Below are 17,003 nucleotides of genomic sequence, written 5' to 3' on the forward strand. Positions count from 1 at the left end.
AGGTAGTTCAGCTGGCTAGAACGCTGGTCTCATAAGCCGGAGGTCGGGAGTTCAAGTCTCCCTCTTGATACCATTTATAAGTTTAACTTATAAACAACATTTTGGATGCTGGTGTAGCTCAGTTGGCTAGAGCAGCTGATTTGTAATCAGCAGGTCGTAGGTTCAACTCCTATCACTAGCTCCACTTTTACTAAATTTCTTTAATACATTATTGTATAAAACAGAGTATATTTAAGCCGCGAACTTGAAATATTTATTGTAAACTCTGTTTTATATAAGAACTAATAAAACTTTTTTCTTTCATCGTATAAATGTTTATAAGGTTTTAATATATTCTTTTTAAAATAAAAATACAAAACCAATAAAATCATGTTTACTAAAAACAAAATTAAGATAATTATCTGAATATTTAGACTTTGTGCCAATTCTAATTCTTTATTAATTGGAATAATAACTTCTAAAATACCTCTGATATCTCCCAGTTTCCAGTCTTTTTTAGGTGAATCTTCTCTTGTATTATGACAATTAACGCAGGTATTTTGTGTCATATAATCAGGCGTAGCAACTCTTAGCACTTTTTTATTATTTCGTGTAGTTATTTCTATAATATCTTTTTGTTTATTATCTTTAAACTTTATCAAAGCACGTTTGGAAAAATCATCCAGTTTACGGTTTTCTGAACTTGGAAAAGGATAACTACTATAGAGATTAATCTGAGTACCATTTTTATCTTGACCTAACAAGACACTTAAATCTTTTAGCATGGTTGCTGGTAAAGGAAGTGTATTATTCAAATTTTTATGTATATAATCGATATTCATAGAGGGAGGAATTTTTTCTATTACATACTTTGTATAATATTGCCTTAACATTTTATATTGTTTAATAGTATTTAGTGCATAAACAGTACTGTTGCTAATAATGTTTTTTTTCGTTTGATTTGTTATATACAATGAAAGTAGTATTGCTGAAACTATTGTAATAATAACAAGAGGCGTAAATATTTTAGTAAGTATTTGGGAATCACTTTTCATAAGAAGTCCTTATGTGTAAGTATAGGTAGATAAATAAATAATTTTATAAAATATTTATTTATCTAAATAGATTAAGAAAAGGCTTATAAGCATCGTTTCTTAAAAATATATTGTGATTTTTACTTGTCTAATTCTAAACTTTTCATTATGTACTTAAAATCAATTTTTGATACTCCTCTTGTGCAAGTACGATCAGTAGATTAAATCCACTAATACTTCTCTCCTAGCTATCATTACTAGCTTCTTTCTTATTGATCACATCAATTACAATAAAGTTTTAAAAATCTTTTATACTCACAAAAATTTGACACTTCAAACGCTTAGGTACTTTAAAAATAAACTAAAGATTTTTTGAATAGATGTTAAACCATTTTAATCTTTAAAAGTATTTCGTATTTTTAAAAATTCTGATAATTTAGCAAAAAAGATATCCACTAGTCTGGGATCGAAATGTTTTGCTCTTTGTTCTTTAAAAAGATTAAATATTTTTTCATCGGGCCAAGCATCTTTATAACACCTCTGGCTTCCTAAAGCATCAAATACATCTGCAATTGCTGTTATTCTTCCATAAATATGTATGTCTTCACCTTTTAATGCTCTTGGATATCCTGAACCGTCATACTTTTCATGATGTTCATTTGCAACAATGGCAGCCACTTTTAATATTGATTTATTAGAGCCTTTAAGCATATCATAACCTATACTTGCATGTTTTTTCATAATTACAAATTCAGCAGGAGTTAGTTTTCCTGCTTTATTTAAAATATTATCGGGAATCCCTATTTTTCCAATATCATGCATAGGACTTGCTTGTTTTAGTATCTCTGCTTCTTTTTCTTCTAATCCATAATATAATGCGAAAAGTTTTGAATACTCAGCCACCCTCTTTACATGCATTCCTGTTTCTTGGCTTCTGGTTTCTGCAACAGAACCCAATCTAAATACAACCTCTTTTTGAGTCTCCTCGATTTCATCAATAAGTAAAACAATTTTTTCATTAGCAACTTTAAGTTCTTGCAAGTTCTCATAAGTACGAATAGCAGTAGTTAGTGCTATCTTTAATTTTTCAGACGTTAATTCGGCTTTTTCTTTATAATCATTAATTTCATAATCTTTTACTACTTTATAAGGCGGAATATCTGATGCCTGCCCTGTTCGTAAAATTATTTGTATTACATTATTTTTTAACTCATTTCTAATTTTTCTGCTAACTTCTAGTCCTGCATCATCTGTTTCCATAATAACATCAAGTAAAATCAAAACAACATCAGAGTTTTTTTTAAGAACCTCAATAGTTTCTGCACCACTGTAGGTACTAATAATTTCTAATTTTTTGTTCTTATATTCGAATTTTTTCAATACACTTCTTGTTAATAAATGAACATCTTTTTCATCATCTGCAATAATTATTTTAAATTTTTTTTTGTCTTCCATTTTTTCTACTAAATTTTCTGTTTTAAAAAAATCCATAAAATGTTCCTTCTTTAAATTTTTATAATAAATTTTACACCTATGTTTTCAATACTATCGCAAGAAATACTACCCTTTAATTGGCTGGTAATAATATTGTATATAATATTTAGTCCCAGTCCTGTTCCACCCTTATTTCTATTTGTAGTAAAAAAAGGATCAAATATTTTGCTCAAATTTTCTTTTTTTATACCTTTTCCATCGTCTTTGTAAACAATAATTGTTTTTTCATTCTCATTTTTTAAATCTATTGTAATAATTCCAATTTCATTATCTTCATAAGCATGATTTATGGAGTTAAAAATCAGATTTGTAATAATTTGAGAAATAGCTCCAGGATAAGAATTTAAATATATTTTGTTTTCTGCGTTGACTATGACTTTTATTTTTGTTTTTTTAATCACAGAATTTATACTTATTAAAATTTCATTAATATAATTTTTAAGTTCAAATTTTCGTTTTTCTTCGCTTGTTTGATCTACTGATATTTGTTTGAAACTTTTTATAAGATGGTTTGTTCTCTTCAAATTCGAGAATATCAAATTTGCTAGTTCAAGAGAATTTTGCGTATACTCTTGAAAATCACTTCTAGTCATATCTTCATTATCAAATTTTCTTATAATATCTTGCGTTAGCTCTAAAAAATGGCTTGATCCTGTAAGTCCAATACCTATAGGAGTATTAATTTCATGGGCTACTCCAGCAACTAATCCACCTAAACTTGCCATTTTTTCAGATTCTACTAATTTATCTTGAGTTTTTTTTAGATTTTCTAAGGAAACTTGTAATTCATGGTTTGAATCTTCTAATGCATCTTTCGTAGAATTTAATTCTATAATATTTTCATTTAATTTTTCATTTGTTATTTCTGTTGAGTTCTTTGCTAAAGATAATTTTTTTGTAAAGTATAAGATAATAAGTAGTATAAGTAAAAAAACAGCAATTATTGTATAAATTATTGAATAATCTACAGCTGTATTTATTTTTGTTTTTATCCACTTCTCATTTATCTCGTCTTTTTCTTTTTGGCTAATTGTTGCAATGACTTTATTTATTATAGATAAAAGCTCGGGATGTGATTTTTTGATTAACATATGATGAGAAAATTCTTCTTTCGAAAGTCCAACAATTTTTAAATTTTTATAATATTTTTTGATATTATATACTGTCACTGCTTCATGACCTACAAAAGCATCTGCATTTCCTTGTGAAACCATTGATAAGGCTTCTTTTATAGTTTTTGTATCTATTACTTTTATTCCAGGATAGTTTGATCGTATAAGAATATTAGAGGTAAAACCTTTTGGTAAAGCAAGTATTTTCCCATTCAAGGCCTCAAGGCCACTTATAAAAGAAGCATTTTCATTACTAACTATTGCAAAATTAAAGGCAATAAAACTATTGGATACTAAACCCATATTCTTAATTATTTTTGTATTTGCAACCCCGGGAATAAAATCTATTTCATTATTTTTGAATTTTCTTAAAACATCTGACCATTTTTTTGTTTTAACATAAGAAAAATGTATATTTGTTTTATTATTTAATATTTTCATATAATCATTTAAAATTCCATCAAATTCTTTTCCTTCAATGACAGATAAAGGAGACCAATCACTTTCAGAAAAACGTATTATAGGATTGTTTTTCATAAATAATTGTTCTTTTTTAGAGAAAATAATTTCCTTATTTAAATAGTTAAAACGCTTGTATACTTTTTTTATATAAGAATAACTGTCTAAACCTTTAAAAAAATCTATTCGAGGAATTAACTGTTCTCTTTTAGAGTGTTTAATTAATTTTTCTTCATCAAAATATACTTTAATATAACCAACTTTTCTCGGTATATTTGATACTTGATAATGACTGTCCTGAAGTGCATAATTTTTCAATGTTTCTTTTGAAGTGGAGGATAACAAAATTTTCTTATTATTAAAAACTTCTAATTTTTTAATATATTCTAGTTTCAATAATTGTTTAAGAATATTATCTATTTTATTTCTTTCATTTGTAAAAATAAACCTTGAGACAAGAGTAGAAATCAGAGAATTAATTTTTACTTTTGCTTCTATGTCTCTGTGTATATAATTAAAGAAAATATCTTTAAGTTCTCCATTATCTTTCAAGATTTTAAGATTTTTATTGAATATATTTTTAATATATTCATCTTTAAATGCTACTTTATACGCGTTTTTATTAGGAAAGATAGCTTCAATTTTGTATTTATTGATACTATCATCGCTTAATCTTTTTAAATGCCATAAAAATATATTTTTATCTATAATTATGACGTCAGTTTTTTTGTCTAAAAAATCTTTTACTTGTTTTGCTTGATATTCATACTCTTTGTATGATTTTGTTCTTGTTTCTAAATTAAACAATGAAAAGTATTTTTCACCTAAGTATTTATATGCCTCTTTAAATGCGATTATATTTTTATTTTTTAAATCACTAATAGTATTAAGAGTGATATTATCTTTAACTCTTGATACTGCTATATTTTCAAAATTTATGAAATCATCTGAATAATAGTACCCATCATCTTTTTCTTTAACTGTTACTGCTATATCCAAGCTTGTATCGTTACTTAAAGCATTTTGTAATTTATCATAAGATAAATTTGTTATATTTTTAATAGAAATTCTACTCTTTTTTAATATTTCATTGATTAAATCATATTCAATACCTTTTAAATAAGATTTATCTATTGAATAAGGCTCTCTTCCTTTACCAAAAGCTATATTAAGCTCTTGTTTTTCTTTAGGATTTAACCATTTTTTAGTGATTTTATCCATCACTTTTTTAGGAATGGCATTGAGTGATTTTTGTATAATCTTTTGTAAAAGTAAATCATCTTTTCTAGAAAAAACATGTAAATCATTGGCTTTTATATCATTTTGATATATACCTTTTAATAGAGGCAAAGATAATTCTCTTATCTTTGCCTCCGCTGCAAATTGTAATTCAAAAAAAGCATCAACTTCTGCATTTAATACTTTTGAAATAGAATCTTCTAGGTTATTCGTTTCAATAATTTTGATATTAGGGAATTTTTCTTTTACGTATCTTATATTTCCATAACCTTTTACGATTGCTAGTTTTTTATGGTTTAGATCAGATAGTTTTTTTATATTTTGATTGTCAAACTTTACGTAAATAAAATCTTTTAAAGACATATATTTTTTACTGTATAAACCAAAAGAACTTCTCTCTTTAGTAAAATATGTTGCAGGTAAAATATCAATTTTTTTATTTTTAAACTTTTTTAATAAAATATTCCAATCATCTTTTACAATTTTATATCTTAAACCAGATATTTCAAATACTTTTAGAATAATTTCTCCTGAAAAGCCTTCTAGTTTAATACCGTCGCTGGAATGCATCATATCTCCCCAGTCATCAAGACCTAGAGTTAAAGCAGGAGAATTTTTAATGTAATTTAATTCTTCTTTTGTAAAATTTTTTTCTTTTCTTTTATAAAAACTTAAACCCTTATCAATTGCCCACTTGTTTTGAATGTTTATTAAGTCTTTTTTTGAAATTAAACTCATTCCATAATTGATTTGATTCTCAAGATTTATATTCTTTTTATCGTTTTTTATAGCAGCATAAAACCACTTGTTAACAGCAAAATCCTCCAAAGATATCACTTCATTGTGTTTATATCTTTTTACCATATGAGACCATATGATTAAACTGTCATCAATTATTGCATCCACTTCTTCTTTAAAAAATGAATCTATTAGTGTATCATTAGAGATAAAGGTCTTAATTTTTATTTTAGGGAAGTTTTTTTTAATATACGTTTCGAAATAAGAATTAGATATTAAACCCAAGCGTTTATTATCCAAAGCATCAATATTTATAATTTCTTTTATTTTATTAACTTTTATAAATATTTGTGAGGTAGTTTGATAAATAGGTTTTATAAATTTTATATATTCTTTTCTTTCTTCATTCATAAATAAGCCAGAATGAATATCTACCTTACCTTTTTTTATCGCTTCAAGTGTTTCCGGCCAAGTCAAAGGAACAAATTCTATTTTCTGCTGTGTTTTAGAGGCCCAAAGTTTCCAATAATCAACCAAAATACCTTTGGCTTTATTGTTTTCATCAATAAAAGAATAAGGAATCATATTTTTAGTAATTGCTATTTTTATTACAGGAGAAGAAGCAAAAAGAATATTGATAAAACATAAAAAACAAAATATAAATTTCATAAATAACCTTTTAATCATATAATTTAGTTTAATGAATAATAAGATTTAAATAATACCTTATTAAATTGTTATACCCCTTGTATCTCTGTACTATATATTATAAGAATTTTTCATAAACTATATTATATAGAAAATAAATGTAGATATTTCAGATTTCTTTAAATTTTTATATTTAATTGCTTTAAAATAATTTTTATACTGTGATATTCTCACTTAAAAAGTAAAGAGAAAAAGTAATTAAATAAATGGACTTTTATATTAAGACATTGAAATTGATCTATTGATCTTATTTTTTAAATTATTAAAATATTTACAGTAAGTTGTTTCTTGATTTTTTGTACAAGGCCCTATTTTAGGAACCTTGTAGTTATGTGTATTTACTTGTATTTAGCTTATATCGTGATTTCTTTAATATCTGCGATATTTCTAAATGCCAGATATACTAAAGCGATAAGATTTTTTCTGTTGTTTTTGATATTATCATCTTCGTGATTTACGAATACATTATCAAAGAATGCATCAAGAGCTGGTTTTAAAGCAAATAAGGCTTTTAACTCTTCTTCATAACATGTATATTCCTTTGATACAATTGCACTGTATTCATCAAATAAAGTAAGTTCTTCTTTATCACTTAACAACGCTTCGTTGATGATAAGTTCTTTAGATAAGTCTAGGCCTTTTATTATGTTTGCCACTCTTTTAAACGTAGCTACATGGTTTTTAAAGTCACCTTCGAGTACAAATGGATTTAAAGCACATAGTTTTTTTGAAATTTTATAAATATCTTTTTCGCCGCTTCCTAAAACTGCTTTTAAAACAGACGGATTAACTTCAAAGATTTTAAATAATCGTTCATTAAAAAAATCTAGAAGTTGTTTTTTATTTAAACCTTCATAGTTAGGAGATAAAGTATCAACAAGCTTGTTTAGATCAAAAGAGAGTTTGTGTTCAATTACAATTTTTACTATCCCTGAAGCTGCTCGTCTAAGCCCAAAAGGATCTTTTGATCCAGTAGGAATCTTATTAACAGAAAATAAGCCCATTAAATTATCCAGTTTATATGAAAGGGCAATAATTGAAGAAAATACTGATGATGGTAAATCAGCGTCTTCTCCATCAGGAAGATATTGTTCTTTTATTGCAGTATAAATGTCTTTATTCTGCCCTGCTGCTTTGGCATAATAATATCCCATTAAACCCTGAAGCTCAGTAAACTCACAAACCATTTCACTCATTAAATCTGATTTAGCCATTAGTACTGCTTTTGTAATATCTTCTTTGTTTTCAATATTATAAGCATTGGATAGATAGTTTGCAATTTTTACTTCTCTTTGAAGTTTATCATGCATAGAACCCAAACCTTCAACAAAAACAAGTTTTTTCAGACCTTCATTTTGAAGCCCTATTCTTAAATCATTTTTGTAAAAAAACATTCCATCAGCAAGTCTTGGGCGTAGAACTTTTTCATTTCCTGCAATAATATGAGAAAAATCATTTGTTTTACTGTTTGATACAACAATAAAATGATTAGAGAGGTTGTCGTTATTAAAAACAGCAAAATATCGTTGATGCTCTTTCATCGACGTTATAATTACTTCTTCGGGAAGATTTAAGAAGTCTTTGTCAAAAGTCCCTAAAAGTGCTGTGGGGTATTCTGTAATAGCCACCAATTCATTTAATAAACTTTTATCAATATCAATACTTAAATTATGTTTTGCTTCAATTTTTTTCATTTGTTCTAAAATAATCGATTTTCTTTCTTTTGCACATAAAATAACACCATTTTGTTTTAACGCATCAAAATAATCACTGGCTTTGTTAAAAGAAAAAGGCTCGTAAGAAACCATTCTGTGAGGATATGCTGTATTAGAAGATTTTACACCAAATAGTTCAGCTTCTAGAACTTCTTCATCATGCATAAGACATAAAGATCGAATGGGTCTAATAAAAGAATCTTTTCTTGAACCCCAACGCATAGATTTTCCAAAGTTAAGTTTTTTAATAAAAGTATTTATCATTTCATTTAATAAATCTTTAGAAGTTTGCCCTTCTACTTCTTTTTTAAAGTATAAAACATCTCCTCTTCCTTTATCAATAGATGAAATTTCACTTATATCAACACCACATTTTTTTGCAAAACCAAGAGCAGCAGGCATTGCAATTCCATCTTTATAAGCAATACTAAGAGGAGCACCAATATTTTCAATTATCTGGTCTTCTTGTTTTAAAGCAAAAGATTTGTGCCAAAGAACCAAACGTCTAGGAGTATAATAAAATTCAAAATCACAAGACAATTGTTTGTCTTTTAAAATATCAGACCATTTTTTTTCTATATTTGGAAGTTCTTTTAAAAATGGAATAGCAGGAAGTTCTTCAAGCCCTATTTCAATCAGTAGTGGTTTTGTCATTTTCTTCCTCTCTTTTTTTCATTTCATCTAGTTTTTTCGTATGTTTATTAACTTGTAATTCATTAAAGCCTCTTACAAAGCCAAAGACAATAATAACAAAACCAATTACAACAATAATATCTAGTATATCTTTCACGTGGGTCCTTTTACAGAAAATTTTATTTATTTTTTAAGATTTTTGTTTATGCTATTTTTATAAACAATACCATCAATTCCTAAGACAGCAAGTTCTTCTATTTCATGATCTTTTTCAATGATACATAAAACTTTTGTATCAAACATATAATGCTCAGCTATTTTTTGTACCTTAATCGCCAAGTCTTTTTCACATAAAAGATACTGTGCATTTAATGCATTTGCAAAAATACTCTCTTCTATACTGGATACAAGAACAGAAAAATTTATTTGGTTCGTACTTGAGTATTTTAATAAATCTTTTTCATAAACAAATAAAACAGAACTGTTTGCTTTTGTATACGAGATTTCTTCTTTATTATTTACATAAACGAATCTTTCGTAAGCTAATAGTTCATGTCCAATAATAATCATTGCAAACATTCTTTTGAACAAAAATACTTTCCATTTGATAAAATAGCATCTTCTTTGCTTACAAAAGTTTTACATGTTGGGCAAGCATCCATTATTTCTTCATCTTTTTTCATAGATTTTTTAATTTCACTTTCTCTGCTTTTTTTAAAAAACACAAGATAAACAATGAAAATAACAGCTAAAAAAGCCAATGCTTTAAAAATCATTTTTGTCCTTTTATATACAAATAATTTCTCTCATTTACTGGATATATTTTATAATTCTTAATTTTAGCATTTTCAAGCTCACTCTTGAGCATAGAACCTTTATAAAATAAAAAGGAAGTGTTTTCAGAGCTTAAATTTTTTGTTAATTCCATTAGTAGTGCTGTATTTGTTACTGCTCTTGAGGTAAATAAATCAACCTTAATCTCTTGTACATTTTCTATTCTGTTGCAAATAATTTCAACATTTGCAAGTTTTAAAGAATTTTTTATAAAATTAAGAAAAGCAACTCTTTTTGCTCTGGGTTCAATTAAGTACGCTTTAACCTCAGGTTTTGCCATTGCAAGAATTAAGCCAGGATAACCAGCTCCTGTTCCAATATCGGCAAAAGATTCAAAAGAATCTAAAAAACTTAAAGGATAAATAGAATCCATAATGTTTTTCTCAATTTTTTGCGTTTCTAATTCCGCACTTAAATTGTGAATCTTACCCCATTCTTGTAATGTCTGTATAAATTTATTACAATTTTCATAAAATTTTTCATCAAAATTAAGATTGATTTTTTCACATTGATTTTTTAAATTCATTATATTCCTTATAAAAGATGACCCATTTTTTCTTTTTTAGTCTCTAAATAGCTTTTATTGTATTTGTTTACTTCTGTTATTGATGGAATGCGCTCAATTATTTTTATTCCAATAGATTCCATGTATTTTATTTTTTTTGGATTATTTGTAATAAGTTTAATGCTTGAAATATTTAAATCTTTTAATATTTCTTCCACAATTAAATAATATCGTTCATCTTCATCAAAACCTAATTCAAGATTAGCTTCAATAGTATTTCTACCTTGTTCTTGTAAACAATAAGCGTTAACTTTATTTACCAAGCCAATATTACGACCTTCTTGCCTGTGATAGATAATAAGACCACCATTTTTAGAAATAAATTCTAAGGCTTGATGCAATTGATTTTGGCAATCGCATTTTAAGCTGCCAAAAGTATCTCCTGTTAGACATTCTGAATGAACCCTTACATAAGGAGAATCAAGACGTTCAAAATCTTGGCTCATTATCGCCAGGTGTTCTTGGTTATTTTCTTTATATGCTTTAATTTTAAAAGTCCCAAACTTTGTTGGTAAACTTGCAAAACTAGATTTTTCTATGTTCATAAGTATTTAAACCTTATATTGTTAAAATAGGCGCATATAATATCTAAAAAAGGTAAACAGAATGTTTAAAAGATTTCGTAGACTTAGAATTAATGAAACTTTAAGAAATATGGTAAGTGAAACAAGCTTAAGTACGCAAGACTTTATCTATCCATTATTTGTAGTTGAAGGTAAAAATATTAAAAATGAAGTAAGCTCAATGCCTGGTGTTTTCCAAATGAGTTTAGATTCGATTTTAAAAGAGTGTGAAGAATTAGTTGAGATGGGATTAAACTCCATTATTTTATTTGCAATACCTACCCTTAAAGACTCAATAGGAAGTGAATGTTTGGATGAAAATAGTTTAATTTCAAGAAGTGTACAAGCTATTAAAAAAGATTTCCCCAATATGTTTATTGTGAGTGATTTATGTTTTTGTGAGTATACAGATCATGGTCATTGTGGTATCATTGATCCCAAAACAAATACAGTACACAATGATAAAACACTGGAGATATCTGCTCAACAGGCTTTAGTTCATGCAAGAGCAGGTGTTGATATGATTGCTCCTTCTGGAATGATGGATGGGATTATTAAAACCTTAAGAAAAGTTCTGGATGACAATGGTTTTGAAAACCTTCCTATTATGGCGTACTCAAGTAAATTCGCTTCTGGTTATTATGGGCCTTTTGGGGATGTTGCACAAAGTGCTCCTTCTTATGGCGACAGGAAAACGTACCAAATGAATCCAGGAAACCGCCTAGAAGCTATTGAAGAATCTTTGGCTGATGAAGCAGAAGGGGCTGATATCTTAATGGTTAAACCTGCCCTTTCTTTTCTAGATATTATTAGAGATATAAGAAATAGAAGTAATTTACCCTTAGCTGCTTACAATGTTTCAGGCGAATATGCTATGCTAAAACATGCAGGGAATGCTGGGTTAATTGATTATGAGCGTGTGATGATGGAAACACTAATTTCTTTTAAAAGAGCCGGAGCTGATATTATTATTTCTTATCATGCAAAAGAAGCGTGTTTGCTTTTAAAAGGTAAATAACGTTTACCTCTTTGCTTTTATTTCTAAAGTAAGGAAAATTAAGTATATTTCATTTCGTTATAATGAAATATACAAAATTTAAAAGTGTTAATGTTTTATTAATCTATATGCCTTATACTAAAAAACATTGTTTCTTAGTATCTTTGATAACTAAGATAATAAAAATAGGCACAAGTAAAAAACCCACCCTATTAAGAATATAATAATTGCAATTTGAATATAATGTCTTTTTTAATAAGATAAAGTACTTACAAAGGATTAACTTGAAACATTTTTTAACATTAAAAGACTATTCAAAAGATGAAATTCTAGAAATATTAGAACTGGCAAGAAAAATAAAAATAGAAACAAAAAATAAAATTTTTAAAGATTATTTACCAAAACAAACCCTAGCAATGATATTTGAAAAGAGTTCTACACGAACAAGAGTATCTTTTGAAACAGGTATTTATCAACTGGGAGGTATTGGACTGTTTTTATCTTCTAATGATATACAATTAGGCAGAGGAGAACCTATGCGTGATACTTCTAGCGTCATTTCAAGAATGGTTGATATGGCAATGATAAGAACAACAGCACAAGCAAATATTGAAGAATTTGCAAAATACTCAAAAGTACCTGTTATTAATGGTTTAAGTGATGAATATCATCCTGTTCAGTTAATGGCTGATTATCTTACCATTCAAGAATGCAATAAAGATGAAAATTTAATTGTTGCTTATATTGGAGATGGAAATAACCTAGCACATTCTTGGCTAAATCTTTGTGCTAAAATTGGTTTTGAATTACGAATTGCTACGCCTATTGGTTATGAAGTAGATCAAGACATCTTAAAAGAAGCACTAAAAGATGCTAAATTATCAGGTGCTAAAATCACTATTTATAATGACCCAAAACTTGCTGTTAAAGGTGCAAGTGTTGTTACTACAGATACGTGGGTATCTATGGGACAAGAAGATGAGAAAGAAAAAAGAATCAAAGACTTTACAGGTTATATAGTTGATAATAAAATGATGCAAGAAGCACAAAATGATGCAATATTTCTTCATTGTTTACCAGCTTATCGAGGATATGAAGTAAGTGCTGAAGTTTTAGAATCAAAAGCAAGTAAAATTTTTGAAGAAGCAGAAAACAGACTTCATGCCCAAAAAGGTATTATGGTTTGGTTGGATTCAAAAAGAAACGACTAAAAAGGGCTAAGTATTAGCTCTTTTTTTAAATGATTCATTATTTAAAACACTTATATCCAACTCAAATTTAAAAAAAAATTATAGAATACAGGTATTAAAACTGTATTTAAAACCCCCATTAAAATAATTACCTAAAGGATTAAGATGGAATTTTGGCAAAATATTTATACAAATTTTGACCCTGTAGCATTTAGTATATCTTCTGTATCTGTTCATTGGTACGGAATTATGTATGCAACTGCTCTACTATCTGCAATCTTTGTTGCAAAAGAATTGATTAAAAGAGATAATATTAATATAAAAGAGGCTGTTTTTGATTCCTATATTTGGTGGGTTGAAATTGGTGTTATTTTAGGTGCAAGAATTGGCTATGTTTTATTTTATGATACACAAACATCTTATTATTTAAGTCACCCTTGGCAAATATTCAATCCTTTTGTAAATGGCGAATTTACAGGAATTTCTGGAATGTCTTATCATGGAGCAGTAATTGGTTTTGCAATCGCTTCTTATTTATTTTGTAGAAAAAATAAACTGTCCATGCTTTTTTTAGCAGATATCTCAGTTGTTGGGATTTCTTTTGGTTATACTTTTGGACGTATTGGAAATTTTTTAAATCAAGAACTAATTGGACGTACAACTGATCTTCCTTGGGGAATTTATGTGGGAGACAGTTTAAGGCATCCCTCTGCTTTGTATGAAGCTTTTTTAGAAGGTTTTGTGATATTTGTTATCTTGTTTATGTATCGTAATAAAACAAAGTTTACAGGACAGTTATTTTTAATGTATGGATTTTTATACTCTTTAATGAGGATTATTGCAGAAATGTACAGAGAACCCGATATCCAATTGGGATTTTTGTTTAATACTTCTTGGTTAACAATGGGTATGCTTATTTCATTTATATTCGCAAGTATTTGTTTGATGATTATCTTAAAAGTAAAAAAACAAAAAGCCTAGGCTTTTTGTTTTTAAGAGCCTATCTTAATTAAGGAACTTAGATCCTCAATTCTTTTTAAATGATTATCAGAAATAGACTGTAAGACTTTAATAGATTCTTGCGCTTTAATTAACTTATCATCAAGCATCATTTCTCTTTTTTTTGATTTTTCATATTTAAAGTTAGCTGATTCCATGATTTTATGCAATTTAATCATTCTGTCTTTGTATGAAGCCTGTAAGGTATAATTTTTGGTATCAATTGCTTTTATTTTATTTTCAAGTCCTAAAACTCTTGCTTTCTCTTCGATTAGTCTGTTTCTTGATGTTTTTAATTGGGATTCAATATTAACAATAAATTCATTAATTTTTTCATTTTTTATTATTTCTTGTAAAGAATTTTCTTTTTTTGCTAATTCAAGTTTGCTACTTAATCTTGTTTCTAATGAGTTTTCATCTTCTAAGAATTTTGATTTTTGCTTTAAAATATATCGTTTGAGTGTTTGTTTTTCTTCTTCTTCTTTAGTAATTAAAAACCCAATATAAATAAATTCTATTAACATACCTTCTAGATCAAAAATGGGAATGATAGTTGTTTTTGTATAAAAAGTACTTCCCTCTTTGGTAATATTTTTAAGTTTACCTCTCCATATTTTTTTTGAGTTAATACAGTCGTGAATATTTTTATAAAATTCACTTGATACAGCAGGATGTCTAATTATACTTCTATTAAAACCTAATAATTCATCTTCCTTATAATCAGAAACATCACAAAATAATTTATTGACTTGAGTTATTATTCCCTCAGGATTTGTTTTACTAATAAGATTCTGTTTATCTAAAACAGCTTGAAAACTCTCTAGTTCGTTTTTTTGTTGTTTAATAAGTTTAATATTATTAATTTCAGAGAGGATATTTAAAATGATTTTTAACGTTGTTGTTAATTGCATGGGTTTTAAAATATAATCTGCAACTTTAAGTTTAATGGATTTAATGATATTTTCAGTATCTGAAAAAGCAGTTGATACTAAGATAGGGATTCTTTTGTCTTTTATTCTTACTTGAATCATAAAAGAAATACCATCCATTTTCGGCATATTTAAATCAGTGATAATAATATCAATTGATTCTTGATATTTTAGATAAAGCTCAAGTCCTTCTTGTCCATTAGCTGCAGTATAGACATTTTTGAAAAATTTTTGAAGGATTCCGCTTGTTTCTTTTCTAATAGTGTCTTCGTCTTCAAGATAAAGGATAGAAGAAGAGGAGAGTATACTATCCTTGAACTGACTATTAGCAGCAGCCATTTTACGACCTAATTTTTTTGTATTTTTCTGTAATACTATCGTCTTTATTTTTATAGCCATTTTTTTCAGCTAATTTGTCTATTTTTATAATCAAGGGTTTTAATTCAAGATTGTGACGTTTTGCAAAAAATTTAATTTCTTCTTCTCTTTGTTCTTTGTTGCAGAAATAATAAAGTCTAACTAAAAAATAGTTTGACACTTCATCATCATGAGTATATCCATATTCAGCGGCAAGATTATTGATTTTATCTTTAACCAAATCAATTCTCCATCCATGTCTTGTAGCAAACTCTTCAATTTTAACATCTTTTTGTTCTTGTGTACAGAATATAAAAATATTTTTAATGAAAAGTTTTGGAATCTGAATTGCAATTAATTGAAAATAATTTTCTTTACAATGCTTAGAACAAAAAGCTTTACTCATTGCAATTTTTTTATTACAAAATGGGCAATGTGACATTATGATTTACCTTTAGTTATTATTTTATACGTTTTTGCTTTAGTAATATCTTGCAAGAATTTTGGGTCAATTTCATGTAATGCAACGATATCTATAAAGTTATCGTGCATAATCCACCCTTTTCCCGTATCAACAATATCTTCGCTTTCAAACATATTTATTAATTCTTCTCTTGTTACTATTACTTCATCCATTATACCACCCTAAACAAAGTTTAAAATTAATTTTTGACTTCATCAATAACATAACCTTTATTAGAATGATTTCTAATAATTTCATAGTATGTTTTTTGTCTGATTTTATTTACTATATTTCTCATAGTGTAAATAGACATGTTCTTACCTTTCCACACAACATTTCTAATAATATCATAATCTATAATATCACCTTTTTTAATAATTAAAAGTTTTAGAAATGATTTTTCTAGTCTTGTAAAGTCAATTAAAGCTCCACCTGCTTTGAAAAATTGATCTCTGTATTCATCAAAGTAAATTCCATGTTGGAAATCATACTTATCCCCTCTTTTTGTTTGGTTAAGACACATAATTACTGCTAATTTAATGTCCTTCAATCTCAAAGGTTTTGTAGTAAAAGTGTAAGCACTGTTATTAATAGCTGTAACAATATCATCATTCACTTCATCACTAGATACAATGATTTTAGGTAAGGTTGGAGCTACTTGTGTTAACTCATTACAGGTTTCACTAAAAGAATAACCATCTAAACTCGTATCAATCAATACAATATCAAAGTTAGAGCTAGAGGCTGCTTCTACTGCTTCTTTAGCATTAGACATAATTTTTATTTCTTTAAAGTATTCATCTAACTCTTTTTCAAATGAATTCTTTATTTCAAGGTCGTTACTTATAACTAATAATTTTGCGTTATAAAGTTTTCTTATGTTTTTTACTGTTTTTAACATGATTTACTCTTTCTCTTTAGTATGTAAATAATTATAACTAAAATAATAAAACTTGTCAAAGATTTATTATTTTAAAATAAACTTTTTGTACATT

Annotated in this window: 16 protein-coding genes and 1 tRNA gene; 4 read left to right on the plus strand and 13 right to left on the minus strand. The window is 27.1% G+C overall.

Annotated features, from left to right (window positions below):
• The first annotated feature begins 107 nt into the window (after positions 1 to 107).
• Positions 108 to 184, plus strand: a tRNA-Thr gene (locus tag HRT41_13805).
• 97 nt (positions 185 to 281) lie between these two features.
• On the opposite strand, the gene HRT41_13810 is transcribed toward HRT41_13805, so the two are convergent.
• The 9 genes from HRT41_13810 to ribA all read right to left on the minus strand — a co-directional run bounded on the left by HRT41_13810 (position 282) and on the right by ribA (position 11,055).
• On the minus strand, positions 282 to 1,034 hold the full coding sequence (locus tag HRT41_13810) for a DUF3365 domain-containing protein (GenBank protein NQY25097.1): 753 nt from the start codon (positions 1,032 to 1,034) through the stop codon (positions 282 to 284).
• 372 nt (positions 1,035 to 1,406) lie between these two features.
• On the minus strand, positions 1,407 to 2,468 hold the full coding sequence (locus HRT41_13815; protein ID NQY25098.1) for an HD domain-containing protein: 1,062 nt from the start codon (positions 2,466 to 2,468) through the stop codon (positions 1,407 to 1,409).
• A 50-nt stretch (positions 2,469 to 2,518) separates the two neighbouring features.
• Positions 2,519 to 6,724, minus strand: a complete 4,206-nt coding sequence (locus tag HRT41_13820) for a transporter substrate-binding domain-containing protein (GenBank protein ID NQY25099.1) — start codon at positions 6,722 to 6,724, stop codon at positions 2,519 to 2,521.
• Positions 6,725 to 7,116: 392 nt separating this feature from the next.
• Positions 7,117 to 9,132, minus strand: coding sequence for a glycine--tRNA ligase subunit beta (locus HRT41_13825; protein ID NQY25100.1), 2,016 nt, complete (start codon positions 9,130 to 9,132; stop codon positions 7,117 to 7,119).
• Positions 9,110 to 9,268 carry a hypothetical protein gene (locus HRT41_13830; GenBank protein ID NQY25101.1) on the minus strand — a complete coding sequence of 53 codons (159 nt, stop codon included), beginning with the start codon at positions 9,266 to 9,268 and terminating at the stop codon, positions 9,110 to 9,112. The genes HRT41_13825 and HRT41_13830 overlap by 23 nt, the downstream gene beginning before the upstream one ends.
• Before the next feature lie 26 nt (positions 9,269 to 9,294).
• A complete protein-coding gene (locus tag HRT41_13835) occupies positions 9,295 to 9,702 on the minus strand; it encodes a hypothetical protein (protein NQY25102.1) in 408 nt (135 codons plus the stop codon).
• Complete coding sequence (locus HRT41_13840) at positions 9,678 to 9,887, minus strand: hypothetical protein (protein ID NQY25103.1); 210 nt, start codon at positions 9,885 to 9,887, stop codon at positions 9,678 to 9,680. Before HRT41_13840 ends, HRT41_13835 begins: the two co-directional genes overlap by 25 nt.
• Positions 9,884 to 10,471, minus strand: a complete 588-nt coding sequence (gene rsmG / locus HRT41_13845) for a 16S rRNA (guanine(527)-N(7))-methyltransferase RsmG (GenBank protein ID NQY25104.1) — start codon at positions 10,469 to 10,471, stop codon at positions 9,884 to 9,886. The genes HRT41_13840 and rsmG overlap by 4 nt, the downstream gene beginning before the upstream one ends.
• Positions 10,472 to 10,479: 8 nt before the next feature.
• Positions 10,480 to 11,055, minus strand: a complete 576-nt coding sequence (ribA, locus tag HRT41_13850) for a GTP cyclohydrolase II (GenBank protein NQY25105.1) — start codon at positions 11,053 to 11,055, stop codon at positions 10,480 to 10,482.
• 61 nt (positions 11,056 to 11,116) lie between these two features.
• On the opposite strand from ribA, the gene hemB reads away from it, so the two are divergent.
• The 3 genes from hemB (at position 11,117) to HRT41_13865 (ending at position 14,241) form a co-directional block, all read left to right on the plus strand.
• Complete coding sequence (hemB, locus tag HRT41_13855) at positions 11,117 to 12,091, plus strand: porphobilinogen synthase (GenBank protein ID NQY25106.1); 975 nt, start codon at positions 11,117 to 11,119, stop codon at positions 12,089 to 12,091.
• 263 nt (positions 12,092 to 12,354) lie between these two features.
• Positions 12,355 to 13,281 (plus strand): ornithine carbamoyltransferase, encoded by a 927-nt coding sequence (argF, locus tag HRT41_13860; protein ID NQY25107.1) that lies wholly within the window; start codon positions 12,355 to 12,357, stop codon positions 13,279 to 13,281.
• Between the two features lie 144 nt (positions 13,282 to 13,425).
• Complete coding sequence (locus HRT41_13865) at positions 13,426 to 14,241, plus strand: prolipoprotein diacylglyceryl transferase (GenBank protein ID NQY25108.1); 816 nt, start codon at positions 13,426 to 13,428, stop codon at positions 14,239 to 14,241.
• Between the two features lie 11 nt (positions 14,242 to 14,252).
• Here the strand turns inward: HRT41_13865 and HRT41_13870 are convergent, their stop codons facing one another.
• The 4 genes from HRT41_13870 to HRT41_13885 are packed head-to-tail and all read right to left on the minus strand — an operon-like array spanning position 14,253 to position 16,909.
• Entirely contained in the window at positions 14,253 to 15,527 is a 1,275-nt protein-coding gene (locus HRT41_13870; GenBank protein ID NQY25109.1) for a response regulator, read from the minus strand.
• Position 15,528: 1 nt separating this feature from the next.
• Positions 15,529 to 15,987 (minus strand): DUF2116 family Zn-ribbon domain-containing protein, encoded by a 459-nt coding sequence (locus HRT41_13875; GenBank protein NQY25110.1) that lies wholly within the window; start codon positions 15,985 to 15,987, stop codon positions 15,529 to 15,531.
• Entirely contained in the window at positions 15,987 to 16,181 is a 195-nt protein-coding gene (locus tag HRT41_13880) for a hypothetical protein (GenBank protein NQY25111.1), read from the minus strand. Before HRT41_13880 ends, HRT41_13875 begins: the two co-directional genes overlap by 1 nt.
• A 26-nt stretch (positions 16,182 to 16,207) precedes the next feature.
• A complete protein-coding gene (locus HRT41_13885) occupies positions 16,208 to 16,909 on the minus strand; it encodes a response regulator transcription factor (protein NQY25112.1) in 702 nt (233 codons plus the stop codon).
• Between the last annotated feature and the right edge of the window lie 94 nt (positions 16,910 to 17,003).

Source organism: Campylobacteraceae bacterium (assembly GCA_013215945.1).
Lineage (GTDB): Bacteria > Campylobacterota > Campylobacteria > Campylobacterales > Arcobacteraceae > NORP36.

What these genes read in the sequence shown, in the direction of transcription:
- HRT41_13810 (NQY25097.1), bottom strand. Translation starts at nt 1,034, where the DNA reads ATGAAAAGTGATTCCCAAATACTTACTAAAATATTTACGCCTCTTGTT.
- HRT41_13815 (NQY25098.1), bottom strand. Translation starts at nt 2,468, where the DNA reads ATGGAAGACAAAAAAAAATTTAAAATAATTATTGCAGATGATGAAAAA.
- HRT41_13820 (NQY25099.1), bottom strand. Translation starts at nt 6,724, where the DNA reads ATGAAATTTATATTTTGTTTTTTATGTTTTATCAATATTCTTTTTGCT.
- HRT41_13825 (NQY25100.1), bottom strand. Translation starts at nt 9,132, where the DNA reads ATGACAAAACCACTACTGATTGAAATAGGGCTTGAAGAACTTCCTGCT.
- HRT41_13840 (NQY25103.1), bottom strand. Translation starts at nt 9,887, where the DNA reads ATGATTTTTAAAGCATTGGCTTTTTTAGCTGTTATTTTCATTGTTTAT.
- rsmG (NQY25104.1), bottom strand. Translation starts at nt 10,471, where the DNA reads ATGAATTTAAAAAATCAATGTGAAAAAATCAATCTTAATTTTGATGAA.
- ribA (NQY25105.1), bottom strand. Translation starts at nt 11,055, where the DNA reads ATGAACATAGAAAAATCTAGTTTTGCAAGTTTACCAACAAAGTTTGGG.
- hemB (NQY25106.1), top strand. Translation starts at nt 11,117, where the DNA reads ATGTTTAAAAGATTTCGTAGACTTAGAATTAATGAAACTTTAAGAAAT.
- HRT41_13865 (NQY25108.1), top strand. Translation starts at nt 13,426, where the DNA reads ATGGAATTTTGGCAAAATATTTATACAAATTTTGACCCTGTAGCATTT.
- HRT41_13870 (NQY25109.1), bottom strand. Translation starts at nt 15,527, where the DNA reads ATGGCTGCTGCTAATAGTCAGTTCAAGGATAGTATACTCTCCTCTTCT.
- HRT41_13875 (NQY25110.1), bottom strand. Translation starts at nt 15,987, where the DNA reads ATGTCACATTGCCCATTTTGTAATAAAAAAATTGCAATGAGTAAAGCT.
- HRT41_13880 (NQY25111.1), bottom strand. Translation starts at nt 16,181, where the DNA reads ATGGATGAAGTAATAGTAACAAGAGAAGAATTAATAAATATGTTTGAA.
- HRT41_13885 (NQY25112.1), bottom strand. Translation starts at nt 16,909, where the DNA reads ATGTTAAAAACAGTAAAAAACATAAGAAAACTTTATAACGCAAAATTA.